Annotated in this window: 14 protein-coding genes; 4 read left to right on the top strand and 10 right to left on the bottom strand. The window is 38.3% G+C overall.

Annotation, left to right across the window (positions count from 1 at the left end; translation table 11 throughout):
- Positions 1-30: 30 nt before the first annotated feature.
- Positions 31-270: a hypothetical protein gene (locus tag JEP40_RS08525; RefSeq protein ID WP_198623204.1), complete on the top strand. Its 240-nt coding sequence runs from the start codon at positions 31-33 to the stop codon at positions 268-270.
- Between the two features lie 81 nt (positions 271-351).
- Here the strand turns inward: JEP40_RS08525 and rluF are convergent, their stop codons facing one another.
- The 6 genes from rluF to typA all read right to left on the bottom strand — a co-directional run bounded on the left by rluF (position 352) and on the right by typA (position 6,287).
- On the bottom strand, positions 352-1,233 hold the full coding sequence (gene rluF / locus JEP40_RS08530; protein WP_198623205.1) for a 23S rRNA pseudouridine(2604) synthase RluF: 882 nt from the start codon (positions 1,231-1,233) through the stop codon (positions 352-354).
- A 194-nt stretch (positions 1,234-1,427) separates the two neighbouring features.
- On the bottom strand, positions 1,428-2,342 hold the full coding sequence (gene fabY, locus JEP40_RS08535; RefSeq protein WP_198623206.1) for a fatty acid biosynthesis protein FabY: 915 nt from the start codon (positions 2,340-2,342) through the stop codon (positions 1,428-1,430).
- Positions 2,343-2,378: 36 nt separating this feature from the next.
- Positions 2,379-2,816 (bottom strand): D-aminoacyl-tRNA deacylase, encoded by a 438-nt coding sequence (gene dtd / locus JEP40_RS08540; protein ID WP_198623207.1) that lies wholly within the window; start codon positions 2,814-2,816, stop codon positions 2,379-2,381.
- A 67-nt stretch (positions 2,817-2,883) separates the two neighbouring features.
- Positions 2,884-3,501 carry a glucose-1-phosphatase gene (gene yihX, locus JEP40_RS08545; protein ID WP_198623208.1) on the bottom strand — a complete coding sequence of 206 codons (618 nt, stop codon included), beginning with the start codon at positions 3,499-3,501 and terminating at the stop codon, positions 2,884-2,886.
- Positions 3,502-3,748: 247 nt separating this feature from the next.
- Positions 3,749-4,060 (bottom strand): helix-turn-helix domain-containing protein, encoded by a 312-nt coding sequence (locus JEP40_RS08550; RefSeq protein ID WP_198623209.1) that lies wholly within the window; start codon positions 4,058-4,060, stop codon positions 3,749-3,751.
- A 391-nt stretch (positions 4,061-4,451) separates the two neighbouring features.
- Positions 4,452-6,287 carry a ribosome-dependent GTPase TypA gene (gene typA / locus JEP40_RS08555; RefSeq protein WP_166539122.1) on the bottom strand — a complete coding sequence of 612 codons (1,836 nt, stop codon included), beginning with the start codon at positions 6,285-6,287 and terminating at the stop codon, positions 4,452-4,454.
- Between the two features lie 359 nt (positions 6,288-6,646).
- Here typA and glnA point away from each other — a divergent pair, with 359 nt between their 5' ends.
- The 3 genes from glnA to glnG all read left to right on the top strand — a co-directional run bounded on the left by glnA (position 6,647) and on the right by glnG (position 10,722).
- Positions 6,647-8,056, top strand: a complete 1,410-nt coding sequence (gene glnA, locus JEP40_RS08560; protein ID WP_072068833.1) for a glutamate--ammonia ligase — start codon at positions 6,647-6,649, stop codon at positions 8,054-8,056.
- Positions 8,057-8,240: 184 nt separating this feature from the next.
- Complete coding sequence (gene glnL / locus JEP40_RS08565; protein WP_198623210.1) at positions 8,241-9,287, top strand: nitrogen regulation protein NR(II); 1,047 nt, start codon at positions 8,241-8,243, stop codon at positions 9,285-9,287.
- 10 nt (positions 9,288-9,297) lie between these two features.
- Positions 9,298-10,722, top strand: a complete 1,425-nt coding sequence (gene glnG, locus JEP40_RS08570) for a nitrogen regulation protein NR(I) (RefSeq protein ID WP_198623211.1) — start codon at positions 9,298-9,300, stop codon at positions 10,720-10,722.
- Between the two features lie 18 nt (positions 10,723-10,740).
- Here the strand turns inward: glnG and hemN are convergent, their stop codons facing one another.
- The 4 genes from hemN to JEP40_RS08590 all read right to left on the bottom strand — a co-directional run bounded on the left by hemN (position 10,741) and on the right by JEP40_RS08590 (position 14,682).
- The gene (hemN, locus tag JEP40_RS08575) at positions 10,741-12,114 is read right to left on the bottom strand and encodes an oxygen-independent coproporphyrinogen III oxidase (protein ID WP_198623212.1); all 1,374 of its coding nucleotides are present in this window, start codon (positions 12,112-12,114) and stop codon (positions 10,741-10,743) included.
- 862 nt (positions 12,115-12,976) lie between these two features.
- On the bottom strand, positions 12,977-13,633 hold the full coding sequence (locus JEP40_RS08580; protein ID WP_198623213.1) for a DUF799 domain-containing protein: 657 nt from the start codon (positions 13,631-13,633) through the stop codon (positions 12,977-12,979).
- On the bottom strand, positions 13,630-13,989 hold the full coding sequence (locus JEP40_RS08585; RefSeq protein ID WP_332873077.1) for a DUF4810 domain-containing protein: 360 nt from the start codon (positions 13,987-13,989) through the stop codon (positions 13,630-13,632). Before JEP40_RS08585 ends, JEP40_RS08580 begins: the two co-directional genes overlap by 4 nt.
- 18 nt (positions 13,990-14,007) lie before the next feature.
- Complete coding sequence (locus JEP40_RS08590; protein ID WP_166539125.1) at positions 14,008-14,682, bottom strand: CsgG/HfaB family protein; 675 nt, start codon at positions 14,680-14,682, stop codon at positions 14,008-14,010.
- Between the last annotated feature and the right edge of the window lie 161 nt (positions 14,683-14,843).

Consider the following 14,843-nt stretch of genomic DNA (forward strand, 5'->3'; position numbering starts at 1 on the left):
TATTGCCTTTTTCTTTATTGTGGAGTTTTCATGTCTGACGAAGATTTTTCCCCTGAAAAAATATCTTTAAACACGTTTCAACAATCTCCTTTAACTGCACTTGAAGATAACAGCACACTACTTGTGTGTGATGACAACAAAACTCCGTTGTTCTATTGCCTCTCTAAAGAAGACTATGAAGCCTTAATTGAACGCGTTATGGATGCCGAACTTGCCGCAATTGTACTTGAACGTCGTCAAAATAAATTAGATGAGTTGAATTTAGATTAGTTTTATCGATGCATAAATAGAACAAACAAAAAACACCCTTTTAGGTGTTTTTTTGTTTTTATCGCATCTACAGAGATGAAATTAGCGTTTTTTCTTTTTTCGTCCTGGTTGAACAAAGCGCTTACGAGAGTTATTTTCCGTTTCTTTGGTTTTTGTTTGAGGAATATGAATACCCAAGGCTTTTGCATTACTACTGATTTGTTTTTTGGGTTTACTTTGTTTTGGTTTTGGTGGCGCTTCGGACGTTGATTTTTCAATCGCTTCAAATAAGGTAATCAGTTCATCATCTGTCAGATCACGCCATTCACCAACAGGCAATCCTGATAAACTCACATTCATAATACGAATACGTTCAAGCTTAGTAACTTCATAACCAAAATATTCACACATACGGCGAATTTGGCGATTTAAACCTTGAACTAAGGTAATACGAAACACCATTGGCGCTTCTTTCTTGACCTTACATTTTTTGGTTTTTTGTCCCATGATAGGAACGCCAGCACCCATTCCATGAATAAATTCATCAGTGATCGGTTTATTCACTGTCACAAGGTACTCTTTTTCGTGATCATTACCTGCACGTAAGATTTTATTAACTAAATCACCGTGGTTAGTCAGAAAAATCAATCCCTGTGAATCTTTATCTAAACGCCCTATTGGGAAAATACGGGTACTGTGGTTAACATAATCAACAATATTATCTTTTTCGCCATCATCTGTGGTACTGACAATACCTACAGGCTTATTCAGCGCAATCAGTACCAGCTCAGAGTTATCCTGCGCTTCAATTAATCGACCATTAACTTTGACTTCATCGCCAGCAAATACTTGGTCGCCAATACCGGCACGTTTGCCATTAATAAGGACAAGTCCTTGCTCAATATAACGGTCAGCCTCACGACGTGAGCAGATCCCGCTTTCACTGATATATTTATTAAGACGAGTAGATAAATTGGTGTCCATGCTTCCCTCCGTAAATTGCGAAATATACATCAATTGGATAGCGATAGAAACACTTTGGCATTCTCCTCGCCCTAAAGGACGGGATTTTGTGGCACACCTAATAAGATAAGCATTAAAGTATAGATTAATTATCCCCATGCTTTAACGCAAAAAAGATAAAAACCAATTAAATTCAATCAATTAACTTCAATTGCCTAACATTGCTTATTTTGTGAAGGTAAAACAATATAAGTACCACTAAAAACAGCGCCAACCCCTTCATCACCACAAATATCGACATCTAACTTAATACGAGCCTTACTCCCCTTCGCTAATCGTCCTAAATCACCACTTAGATTTTCCATATCAGCAACGGCAGCAGGACGCCCAGAAACAGGTTTTCGATAACGAATATGGGCATCCACCAGCACAATGTCACCTTGTAATTTATGCTCTTGCATTAATAACCAAATCAATCCCCAACCTGTTAAGGTAGCAAGTGAAAATTGGCTACCAGCAAAAATAGTGTGATGAGGGTTTTGATTTCCCGCTTCTGGGATAGTGGTATAAAAACGTGTTCCCGTATATTGAGTAATGCGTAACCCCATTTTTTCACTTAATGGGATATGTTGATGCCACTGTTTTTGTAATTCAGCGCACCAATCAGGTCGATGAAGAATATCATCTAAAGACTCAATACTTTTTTTCATAAAGAAGTGCTTTATGGGTGTCGTTTGTGGGCCTGTGACTAGACCACAATTTTCATAACCCAATTTTTCAAAGAAGCTTACAGACTCTTCTCTTGCGCTACACACGATCCGTTTTATACCGTCTTGACGAGCCAATGACTCTAGCGCCATGGCAACAAGGGTGCCTAAGCCTTTACCTTGCACATCAGTGCGTACTGCCATAAAGCGAATAGCACCTTCGTTATCCGCATTAATATAAAGTCGCCCAATTGCAACGGGTTGCCCTGTTTCATCAACAACCATTTGATGATGAGCAAAGGTATCATACCCATCTTTTTCAGAGCCTTCAGGTTGATGTAGAGGTTTACGAAGCATTTCCCAGCGAAAAGCATAATAGGCATCAAATTCAGCCTCTGTTTTTGGGGTTCGTAAATGGTACATATCTGAGCTCCTTTTAACATCACTGCACGTTTGACGTTATACCTGCAACCAGAAGGTAACAGGGCCATCATTAGTCAGTGTGATTTGCATATCTGCGGCAAATTGGCCTGTTTGCGTTTCTAAGCCTTGTAGCTGACACTGTTTAATAAAGTAGTGATAGAGATTTTTCGCTAATTCTGGGGGCGCACCGTTCGAAAATCCAGGGCGCATTCCTTTTTGTGTTTCTGCGGCAAGTGTGAATTGAGAGACAACTAATAAACTGCCACCTACTTGTTGCACATTTAGGTTCATTTTGTCGTTTTCATCACTAAATATGCGATAACCACATACTTTTTCACATAGTCTTTTGGCTTTCTGTTCGTTATCGTCTTTTTCTACACCTAATAAAACCAATAAGCCTTGATTAATAGCGCCGACTGTTTCACCGGCAATATCCACGTTTGCCTGTGTCACTCGTTGAATTAACGCGATCATACTCTCTCCAAAATAAATCAATAAAAAAGGATAACAAATTCAATATATTGTTATCCTTACAATAGCATTATTCTTCTATCGGGAGAGAAAAATCATAATCTTTAAAATAATCAATGACGGTTTGTTTATCAATGACATGCACACCTTTCATTCCCACCGCAATGGCGGCATCAACGTTGGCTTTTACATCATCAAAGAAAACGGCATCTTGTGCTTCAATGTCTTCAGACTGTAAAACATATTTATAGATTTCAGGATCAGGCTTTCTCATTCCAATATCTTGAGATAGATAGAGAAAATCTGCGGAAGCTGCAATTTCAGGATAGTGTTCTGGCCAATAATCTTGGTGTAAACGATTAGTATTTGATAACACCACAACCCGATGTCCTTGCTCTCTTAACTTATTCATTATATCAATGACTTCAGGGCGTAATGCGACGAAAATAGCTTGCCATCCTTCAGCAAATTGTTCAAAGCTTAAACTCATTCCTAATTCTGAACTGATTTCTTCTGCAAATTCGATGTCTGTAATATTGCCGCGTTCGTGTAATTTAAAGATCTCTCCTGTGGTGAAATTCTTTTTTATGTTCGCTAATGGAACACCACTGAGCTTACTCCATACTGCGAATACCCGGTTAAAATCGATATCAATAATCACATTACCCATATCAAAGATATAAAGCATAAATCCTCTCCATAATAGAAAACTCATTTTACTTTAATCATAAATCGCTTTACTGAACAGGCTTAAACGCTAAAAAAGTACAATAATCACACTTAATTTTTTTGTAAAACATAAAACCTGAATAAGGAGAGAGGAAAAATGAGGATTAAACGTCAGTATATTTTTCCCACCAGCATAATGTGCAATAATCGCAATATCAATGCCATGTAGATGAATATTAAGACCTTCCGCTTTCTCAACCTGTTAATCATTGGGTATTCCCCTTTTTAAACCAAAAATCGAGGTCATCCACATCATCGTCCAAGTCAACTCTGCTTTTGTTAGCTATCTCCATGTTTGCAATTGCCAAGTTTACATTAGAATATTTAGCCTTAATTGATAACGCTAAACCTAATCCTTCTAACATTCTTTGTAAGGTAGAGAATTTAATATCATTGCCTGATTCTATGCGTTGGTATTGTTGTTTCATACCAATACGTAAATACATATCTTTTTGCTCAATACCTAATTTTTTACGTTGTTTAGCTATTAAATTAGCAATTTCATCAATCGTTTTCATATGTACTTCGACATGATATTAATGACTTGTACAACACTTTGGTTGTATTTGGCCTCAAAAACAGCTTCTAAGTTATATTTGAAGCGATAAACAACCCTTAAGTTGTAAATGCAAATCAAGGAATAAAAGATAAGAAAAGATAGGAAGGAAGGAAGGAAGGAAAAGAAAAACTTATGCGATGGCAAGTACTCCACCGCATTCGTCTTATAGTGCCATATACTCAAAATAATTTGAGTTACAGATAGGCGACAAGTGAAAATAGGCGGGAAACATAGATAAACTATGTGACTCGGCTAGTTGAGCGTGGTCAGCATTCCTGTAACTTGAAGTATGACGAGTATAAACTCAGGGCGCTAACGCGCCCTAAGAATTATGTTATCAGAATAACGAATTAGTCTTTGCTACGGTAAGCACGACGACGATCATTTTCTGACAGATAACGCTTACGCAGACGGATAGACTGCGGAGTTACTTCAACTAACTCATCGTCATCAATAAATTCTAATGCTTGTTCTAATGTTTGTTTCAGGTGTGGAGTCAGCGTTGTCGCCTCATCTGTACCAGAAGCACGCATGTTAGTTAGCTTTTTACCTGTTAAGCAGTTTACTGTTAAGTCATTAGAGCGAGTATGAATACCAATTACTTGGCCTTCATAAACTTCTGCACCATGAGTAACGAATAATTTACCGCGATCTTGTAAGCTATACAGTGCGTAAGCAACGGCTTTACCTTGGCCATTAGAGATCATAACACCGTTATTACGGCGACCGATTTCACCTGGACGAACATCGTCATAATGACTGAATGTTGCATACAGTAAACCAGTACCTGATGTCATGGTCATAAATTCAGTACGGAAACCAATCAGACCACGGCTAGGGATAATGTAGTCTAAACGTACACGTCCTTTACCATCTGGTTGCATATCACGCATTTCGCCTTTACGCTCACCCATCGCTTGCATCACATCACCTTGGTGCTGTTCTTCAATGTCGATAGTGACTTGTTCAAAAGGCTCTTGTTTACGACCGTCAATATCACGGAAGATAACTTTAGGGCGAGATACACCTAATTCGTAACCTTCACGACGCATATTTTCAATCAGAACTGACAGGTGAAGCTCACCACGACCTGATACACGGAATGCATCTGGATCTTCAGTTTCTTCTACGCGTAATGCAACGTTATGGACTAACTCTTTTTTCAGACGATCTAAAATCTGACGAGAAGTCACGAATTTACCTTCACGACCACAGAATGGTGAAGTATTAACACAGAAATACATGCTAACAGTTGGTTCATCAACGGCTAGTGCAGGTAGCGCTTCAACAGCACCCACTTCACAAATCGTATCAGAGATATTCAGTTCACCTAACCCAGTGATTGCGATGATATCGCCAGCTTCAGCAACATCAACTTCGATACGTTCTAAGCCTAAATGGCCTAAAACTTTACCGACTTTACCGTTACGGGTATTACCTTCACTATCGATAATAGTCACTTGTTGGTTAGGTTTAACCTTACCACGCTTGATACGACCGATACCGATAACACCCATGTAGTTGTTGTAGTCCAACTGAGAAATTTGCATCTGGAATGTACCTTCCAGATCCACTTTTGGTGGCTCTACATATTTGACAATAGCTTCATATAACGGAGTCATATCTTCAGCCATGTCATTATAATCTGTTCCCGCAATACCGTTTAATGCAGATGCATAGATAATTGGGAAATCAAGTTGTTCGTCAGTTGCACCTAAGTTTACGAACAGGTCAAATACCTGATCAACAACCCAGTCTGGACGCGCACCAGGGCGGTCAACTTTATTGATAACAACAATAGGTTTTAAGTTGTTAGCAAACGCTTTTTGTGTCACAAAACGAGTTTGTGGCATTGGGCCATCCATCGCGTCAACCAGCAATAGAACGCTGTCTACCATAGACATAACGCGTTCTACCTCACCACCGAAGTCGGCGTGTCCTGGGGTATCTACGATATTGATACGATAGTCATTCCATTTAATCGCTGTATTTTTCGCAAGAATAGTAATTCCGCGCTCTCTTTCGAGATCATTTGAGTCCATCACGCGCTCAGCAACGGTTTCACGTTCACCGAACGTACCAGATTGCTGTAGTAATTTATCGACGATAGTTGTTTTACCATGGTCAACGTGGGCGATGATGGCGATATTACGCAAGTTTTCGATCACAAAATTTGCCTCAGGCATTGTAGAAATAAGCGCAGTATTGTACACGCTTTAGACGAGAGACTAAACAAGATCACAATAATGATTGCTTAACAATATGCAATTAATTGAATTGTGATCCTTTTCACGCCTCAGAATTTAGTAGCATCCGTTCGATTGCACCAAAATAGTGCAACTAATTAGGCTTAACTTGCACCAACTTTGTGCAATAATTAAAAAATCACAGGAGATATTCTACACTAAACTTCATCAATACAGTATATATCCCTTTTTAGATAAGTTGGCATGCTTTTCGCAATAGAATTTAGGTGAGCAAAAAATTCACCGAAAAATGTGTAAGGCCACTGCACTCAATAAAACCATTCGCCAGGAGAGTTCCTATGTCCCTTGAACATGTGTTATCCATGATTGAAGAACATAAAGTTAGATATATTGACTTACGTTTCACTGATACCCGCGGTAAAGAACAACATCTTACTATTCCGGCTCATCAGGTTAACGATGATTTCTTTGAAGAAGGAAAAATGTTCGATGGTTCCTCTATTGGTGGCTGGAAAGGCATTAACGAATCAGACATGGTACTGATGCCTGATGCAACAACCGCAATGCTCGACCCATTCTTTCAAGATCCAACCCTGATTATTCGTTGTGATGTGTTAGAACCGGGCACAATGAAAGGTTATGACCGCGACCCACGCTCTATTTCAAAACGTGCTGAAGATTATTTAAAATCGAGTGGTATTGCAGACACGGTATTATTTGGACCAGAGCCTGAGTTCTTCCTGTTTGATGATATTCGTTTCAAAAACGATATTTCAGGTGCCTCTTACGCTATCAACGATATTGAAGCGGCTTGGAACACTAACACCAAATATGAAGATGGCAACAAAGGCCATCGCCCTATGGTTAAAGGCGGTTATTTCCCGCTTCCACCTGTTGATTCATCACAAGATATTCGTTCTACCATGTGTAACATTATGGAAGAAATGGGCTTAGTGGTTGAAGCGCATCATCATGAAGTGGCGACAGCTGGTCAAAACGAAGTAGCAACTCGCTTCAATACCATGACCAAAAAAGCAGATGAAACCCAAATTTATAAATACGTGGTACAAAACGTAGCTCACGTATTTGGTAAAACAGCGACCTTTATGCCAAAACCTCTTGTGGGTGATAATGGCTCAGGTATGCACTGCCATATGTCTCTGTCTAAAAACGGTGTAAACCTATTTGCAGGCGATAAATACGGTGGATTATCTGAAATGGCGCTGTATTACATCGGCGGTATTATCAAACATGCTCGTGCATTAAATGCGTTCACTAATCCAACGACTAACTCTTACAAACGTTTAGTTCCGGGTTTTGAAGCCCCTGTTATGTTGGCTTACTCCGCACGTAACCGTTCGGCATCAATTCGTATTCCAGTGGTTGCCAGCATGAAAGCACGTCGTATTGAAGTGCGCTTCCCTGATCCTTTAGCAAACCCTTATCTTGCGTTTGCGGCTCAATTAATGGCTGGTCTTGATGGTATTATCAATAAAATTCACCCTGGTGATGCTATGGATAAAAACCTCTATGACTTACCACCAGAAGAAGCAAAAGAAATCCCAACTGTCGCAGGTTCATTAGAAGAAGCATTAAATACGCTAAATGCCGATCGTGAATTCTTAACCCGCGGTGGCGTATTTACAGATGATGCTATTGATGCTTATTTAGAATTATTACGCGCAGATGTTCAACGTGTACGTATGGCTCCACATCCTCTTGAATTTGAAATGTATTACAGCGCTTAAGATAAATTTTACTGATAAAACTTAAGCCAAGATGTAAAACTGTTTTTTTTGCCGTGAAGCTATTTTGCCCATCTTCGGATGGGCACTTTTCTCCCTATTAAGGAGTCCGTCTATTCACTTACGCATTGGTTCATTAATGCAATAAAGGTAAGATGCACTAAAATGGTGCAACGAGGTATTCAATATGGAAACGGCAGACTTACCTGATAACACATTAATTTTGGACTCATTGATACACTCAGTATTAGTTATCAACAAAGAGTTTATTATTTGTTATGCGAATCATTCTGCGTTACAGGTTTTAGCACAAAGCCGTCGAAAATTATTTGAAACACCTTTTACTGCTTTATTCAGTTATTACTCTTTTGATGCCGATTTAATGCGTGAAACGTTAGCGAATGGACAAAGCTTTACCGACAATGAAGTGATATTGGTTGTTAATAACCAATCACATACAATGTCGCTCAGTGCCCAACCTATTTCCGAGCAACACATTTTGCTGGAACTGGCGCCTATGGATAGTCAACGCCGGTTAAGCCAAGAGCAGATACAACAAGCACAGCAAATGGCCGCAAGGGAATTGGTTAGGGGGCTGGCACATGAAATTAAAAATCCGTTAGGGGGATTAAGAGGCGCCGCGCAATTACTGGCAAAATCATTGCCCGATCCTGCCTTAACGGAATATACGCAAGTCATTATTGAACAAGCTGATCGCCTTCGTGTGCTGGTGGACAGACTACTTGGTCCACAACACCCAGGAACAAAAACATATCAGAGTATTCATCATGTTGTTGAGCGCGTAGCTCAACTTATTTCACTCGAATGTCCTGACAATGTCACCTTGTTAAAAGATTACGATCCCAGTTTGCCTGAGTTATCACATTACCCAGATCAAATAGAACAAGTACTCTTAAATATTACACGCAATGCCTTACAAGCTGTTGAAAAAACAGGTGGAACGATTATCTTGCGTACCCGTACTGCTTTTCAAGTCACACTCCATGGTGAACGTCACCGCCTTGTTGCCCGTATTGATGTGATTGATACCGGCGATGGGATCCCTTCTCACTTACAAGATACACTTTTTTATCCCATGGTAAGCGGTAGAGAAGGGGGAAATGGATTAGGATTATCAATTGCACGTAATTTAGTGGATCAGCATGCAGGTAAAATTGAATTTACCAGTTGGCCTGGAAATACCGAATTTTCTATTTATTTACCAATTAAGTAGGAGATAACTAATGCAAAAAGGAAATGTGTGGGTTGTCGATGATGATAGCTCTATTCGCTGGGTACTTGAACGTGCAATTTCTCGTGAAGGCCTTGTATGTAAAACCTTCGAGCATGCAAATGATGTACTTAATGCTCTCAATACAGAAATGCCAGATGTTTTACTATCCGATATTCGTATGCCTGATGTCGATGGTTTATCGCTTCTTAAAATTATTAAAGAAAACTACCCTACTTTACCCGTCATCATTATGACTGCGCATTCTGATCTGGATGCAGCAGTGAATGCTTATCAACAAGGGGCTTTTGATTATTTACCGAAGCCCTTTGATATTGATGAAACCTTAGCATTAATTGATCGTGCAATTACACATTATCGTGAGCAAAAACAGCCCAATACGACTGAATCTCCCCTGCAATCTGTCTCTGATATGATTGGTGAAGCGCCTGCAATGCAAGAGGTTTACCGTATTATTGGTCGACTTTCTCGTTCCTCAATCAGTGTGCTTATTAATGGGGAATCGGGTACGGGAAAAGAGCTAGTCGCACATGCATTACATCGCCACAGCCCAAGGGCATCCTTTCCATTTATTGCTCTCAATATGGCGGCAATCCCTAAAGATTTAATTGAATCAGAGCTTTTTGGTCATGAAAAAGGAGCATTTACAGGTGCTTCCCAAGTACGCCAAGGACGATTTGAACAAGCAAATGGCGGTTCTCTTTTTCTTGATGAAATTGGTGATATGCCCCTCGATATTCAAACACGGTTGCTACGAGTGCTTGCTGAAGGACAATTTTACCGTGTAGGCGGTTATGCTCCCGTTAAAGTTGATGTGCGTATTATCGCGGCTACACACCAAGACTTAGAGAAACGCGTTCAAGCCGGTGATTTTCGTGAAGATCTCTATCATCGACTCAATGTAATACGTATTCAATTGCCCCCTTTACGCGATAGAACAGAAGATATTCCAAGTTTGGCGCGTTATTTTCTGCAAAAAACAGCAAAAGAACTTGGTGTGGAAGCAAAAGTACTTCATCAGCAAAGTTTGCAAACAATGATGGAATACAACTGGTCAGGTAACGTAAGACAATTAGAGAATGTGTGTCGCTGGCTAACGGTAATGACGGCAAGCCAAGAAATTATGCCCCAAGACTTACCACAAGAAATTCGCCAACCCGATGAGAAAGCAAAAAACATCAACCGATTGGCTTCCTCTCAACATTGGTCACAACATCTTTCATTATGGGCAGATGAAGCATTAGCTGAAGGAAAGGACAATATTCTAACGAATGCATTACCTCAGTTTGAACGGACACTTTTACTCAGCGCCTTAGCCTATACACAAGGCCATAAACAAGATGCCGCACGATTATTAGGTTGGGGAAGAAATACATTAACCCGAAAATTAAAAGAATTAGGGATAGAAGAGTATTAATCCTCTACCCCTATTTATTTAAATAACACGAGAGAATTGACGTTGGCGCATTTGATTTCGTAAATAAGTATCAAAACACATGCAGATATTACGAATAAGCAAACGTCCTCTTGGCGTCACTTGAATGCCGTCTGTTGTTATTTCAACTAAACCATCATCTTTCATTGGCACAAGTAATTCTAAATCTTCTTTAAAATAGTCATGGAAGACAATGCCGTGCATTTTTTCAATATCAGAAAAATGCAGATTAAAATTACAAATTAAAGTTTTAATTACATCACGGCGAATACAATCATCATTAGTCAGTGATAAACCTCGCCATAGTGCATTACCTTCACTATTTACACGCGCATAATACTCTTTCAATACCTTTTCATTTTGCGCGTAGTTATCGCCTAACATACTAATGGCAGAAACACCCATACCTAATAAATCACACTCTTCATGAGTGGTATATCCTTGGAAATTACGATGTAAAATACCTTTGCGCTGAGCCACAGCTAATTCATCATCAGGCTTAGCAAAATGATCCATTCCAATAAATTGATAGCCATTTGACGTTAGCGTAGAAATAGTTTCTTGTAATATTTCTAATTTTTCTTCCGCTAAAGGGAGATCTTCATCTTTAATTTTACGTTGAGCCGCAAATAAATTAGGCAAATGAGCATAATTGAATACACTTAATCTATCTGGTGATAATTCAATAACACGTTTTAATGTAAAGGCAAAACTCTCTTTGGTTTGCTTAGGTAAGCCATAAATTAAGTCAATACTTGTGGAGTGAAAACCCACTTCACGCGCACGCTCTACTAATGCAAAAATAAACGTTTCATCTTGCTCACGATTTACTTTTTGTTGTACTTCTTTATTGAAATCTTGCACTCCCATACTCAGGCGGTTAAAACCTTCATTATGCAAATGATCAATAACATCTAATTCAATCTCACGCGGGTCGATTTCAATAGAAAGCTCTGCATTATCGACAAAATGAAAATGCTGACGTAATAGCGAAACTAATCGACTAATTTGTTGCTTATCCAGAAAAGTAGGCGTACCACCACCCCAATGCATTTGAGTCACTTTTCGGTCTTTAAAATAACGAGCTCTATTAATAATTTCTTTTTCTAAAACATCAAGATACTCATCTGCTTTATGTTTATGCCGTGTAATAATTTTATTACAACCACAGAAATAACACAGCTTATGGCAGAAAGGAATATGGATATAAAGTGATAAAGGACGCTCAGGATAACGTTGAGTCGCTTTGATAAAATCAGCATCACCATATTGTTGATTGAATTCCAATGCTGTTGGGTATGATGTATAGCGAGGACCTGAATAGTTATACTTATGGATCAGGTCAAGATCCCAAATAATTGTTTGTTCTGACATGCCTCTACCTTCCAAAAGTGAACCGCTGATATCTCATACCAGCAAACAGACATTATGAATATCTGAAATAATAGTGTAACCAATAAATCGACAACTGAATATGATCGAAAAGGGTATCGTATAAATCCCCTTATCTTCTTATTGATAGGCTATACTACTCGAATACAAGATGTGATATAAATCACATTACACAAAAATAGTCTTACTCATTAAAGATATTCATGAATAAATTAAGTTTATTCAATACGTTAGTTGAGGTTTATTATTTTAAAATAACGCTTATCAACTTTTACCCAGTGTTTAAAACGATATATTACTCAAAATACGATTTAAATTAATGAAATATCTCGTTATATTAATTTTATTATTTTTTTATTCTCTCATAATTCGATGATTATAATAATAGTAATAATTATACCTTTACCTAAATTATAATATTACATACCCTAGATCAAAACATTGATTAATATCCAACTCAGTCGTGTTTTGATTTAAATTTGAGAGTCATTTAAAGAATAAAGGTCGCTATATTACAAGGAAAGATAGCATCCCCCATACCTTATCTTATTCTAATTGACTATTCTCTTATTTTATCAGTCTCTTTTATATACCCGAATTATGGATTATTAACCATGGAAGGAAACGGACTAGCAACCAAGGATGGTTTCTCTTTTCAATATGAATAACCCTCTATTTTATTTTCTTTGTTATTAATCTAATTCCTTTGATAAAGATATCTGCATACCATTAATGGCTAATAAGAATAATTATTATTTGATAATAACAAATAGAAAGGCTCTGTTTATTATGTTCACATAAAACAGAGCCTTTTTCTTTATTATGGTTAATTTATAGCATTAAATTACTCTGCTTCTTTTCCATAATTAGGTGAGCGAGGGCCGTATAAAATACCATTGACTTTACCTGCTGAAAGTAACCGTACACTGGTTATTCCTGCAATTTGATAACTTTTATCTGAAACGGTATTAACGATTTGATTCACAACAGCAGAAACCAGCATGCCCACTAAACTACCTGATGAATTTTCTGTCTCTGTACTTGAGGCTGTTGCTGAACTGCTCCACAACACACCGCCATTACGGAGATCAACAAGTTTGGCGCTAACAGTGACTCGTGTATCACTGGAAATAACTTGGTATGACGTGCCAAATTCAGTGATATCTAAATATAAAACCGCATCAGCACCAAAGATTTCACGCAATTTATTAGGGTTTACTGCGTGAATATCTCCAGCCATTGATAAACCATTTTGCTTAAATGTCTCTTCAACCACCGCAACAGGGAAAACATAATAGCCCGCTTCAGCCAAAGGATACGTCACTTGAGATAAGAAACTATGTCCCGCACCAACCTCTGTCGTGTGGTTTTGTGGCACTAATACTAAAATACTTTTTGGCTTACTTTGTTTAAAGGCGGTGTAATCTGTTTTGACAGGTTGAGCACAGCCCGTTAATACCAACGCAAACGCAAAACACATTAAAGCAAGTAAACGACTCATTTTTGCATTCCTTTGTTTTTCATCAGGCGATCCATAAATTCTGCTGATTCAGGGTAAAGTGCTTTTTCCTCATTAAATTCAGCCATCGCTAAATCTAATGCGCCTGTTGCGCCATATAACATGCCTAAATGTGCATGTAATCCCGGTGGAATACCTAATGATTTAGCACGAGAAAGTTCGATACTTTTCTTTAATGCATCGATCTGTGCTTGGGGATCACTTTCACTTTGTTGATAATGTTGATAAACCACTTGCTGATAACTATCCCAGTTATAAAGTGGTTTAGGGCCACTTGCACATCCAGTCAATAATAGCGCACCAACAGCAAGGCTCATTAATGATTTTAACATTGTTATATCCTTATAAAATGAGCATTATTTCGAAGGTTGCCAAGCATTGCTCTCAATACCAGCGACTAAATTATTAACCGCTTCACGAATAGCTAAATCAAGCACTTTACCGTTAAGTGTTGAGTCATAGCTTGCTGTTCCACCAAACCCAATGATTTCACGGTTAGAAAGTTCATATTCACCTGCACCTTGAGATGAGAACACGACTTCTGATGTGTTTACATTCACAACGTTTAAATTCACTTTGGCATAAGCAACTTGGGTTTTACCGCGACCTAAGATACCGAATAATTGGCGATCACCCACTTCTTTACGACCAAATTCAGTGACATCACCCGTAATAACATAGGTTGCACCTTTTAATTGCTGACTTTGGCCTTTAATACCCGCTTCTTCTTTTAATTCAGATAAATTAGCTCTATCTAATACATTAAAACGCCCAGTCTGTTGTAAATGCGTCATCAAAATAGTTTTTGATTGATTACCTAATCTATCAACACCATCAGAAAATATTCCATTCATATAACTAGAACGGTTATCAAACTTACCAATTGAAATAGCGCTTTTTGTTCCAGTATAAGTCGTGTTATAGGTTGCGACTTTAGCAACATCTAAAGAGCGTGAAGACTCTGAAGCACACCCTGCAAGTAAGGTTGCAGAAACTAAAATCAAGCCAAGCGATAATTTATTTAAATTCATATTAATAACCTAATAAAGGTGAAATAAACCTATAGATATTCATTCTATTAATTAAAATAGAGTTGATATAAACAGAAACAATGATTTTTCAGTTTTAGCTCATAGGAGTTCACTTAAAAACCTTATTAGCAATAAGGTCATAAGGCGATCAACTCATATTT

It is taken from the genome of Proteus vulgaris (genome assembly GCF_016239305.1).
Taxonomy (GTDB): Bacteria; Pseudomonadota; Gammaproteobacteria; order Enterobacterales; family Enterobacteriaceae; genus Proteus; species Proteus vulgaris_C.

Excerpts from the sequence above, each read along its gene's own strand:
- JEP40_RS08525 (WP_198623204.1), top strand. The coding sequence starts at position 31 with ATGTCTGACGAAGATTTTTCCCCTGAAAAAATATCTTTAAACACGTTT.
- rluF (WP_198623205.1), bottom strand. The coding sequence starts at position 1,233 with ATGGACACCAATTTATCTACTCGTCTTAATAAATATATCAGTGAAAGC.
- fabY (WP_198623206.1), bottom strand. The coding sequence starts at position 2,342 with ATGTACCATTTACGAACCCCAAAAACAGAGGCTGAATTTGATGCCTAT.
- dtd (WP_198623207.1), bottom strand. The coding sequence starts at position 2,816 with ATGATCGCGTTAATTCAACGAGTGACACAGGCAAACGTGGATATTGCC.
- yihX (WP_198623208.1), bottom strand. The coding sequence starts at position 3,501 with ATGCTTTATATCTTTGATATGGGTAATGTGATTATTGATATCGATTTT.
- JEP40_RS08550 (WP_198623209.1), bottom strand. The coding sequence starts at position 4,060 with ATGAAAACGATTGATGAAATTGCTAATTTAATAGCTAAACAACGTAAA.
- typA (WP_166539122.1), bottom strand. The coding sequence starts at position 6,287 with ATGCCTGAGGCAAATTTTGTGATCGAAAACTTGCGTAATATCGCCATC.
- glnA (WP_072068833.1), top strand. The coding sequence starts at position 6,647 with ATGTCCCTTGAACATGTGTTATCCATGATTGAAGAACATAAAGTTAGA.
- glnL (WP_198623210.1), top strand. The coding sequence starts at position 8,241 with ATGGAAACGGCAGACTTACCTGATAACACATTAATTTTGGACTCATTG.
- glnG (WP_198623211.1), top strand. The coding sequence starts at position 9,298 with ATGCAAAAAGGAAATGTGTGGGTTGTCGATGATGATAGCTCTATTCGC.
- hemN (WP_198623212.1), bottom strand. The coding sequence starts at position 12,114 with ATGTCAGAACAAACAATTATTTGGGATCTTGACCTGATCCATAAGTAT.
- JEP40_RS08580 (WP_198623213.1), bottom strand. The coding sequence starts at position 13,633 with ATGAGTCGTTTACTTGCTTTAATGTGTTTTGCGTTTGCGTTGGTATTA.
- JEP40_RS08590 (WP_166539125.1), bottom strand. The coding sequence starts at position 14,682 with ATGAATTTAAATAAATTATCGCTTGGCTTGATTTTAGTTTCTGCAACC.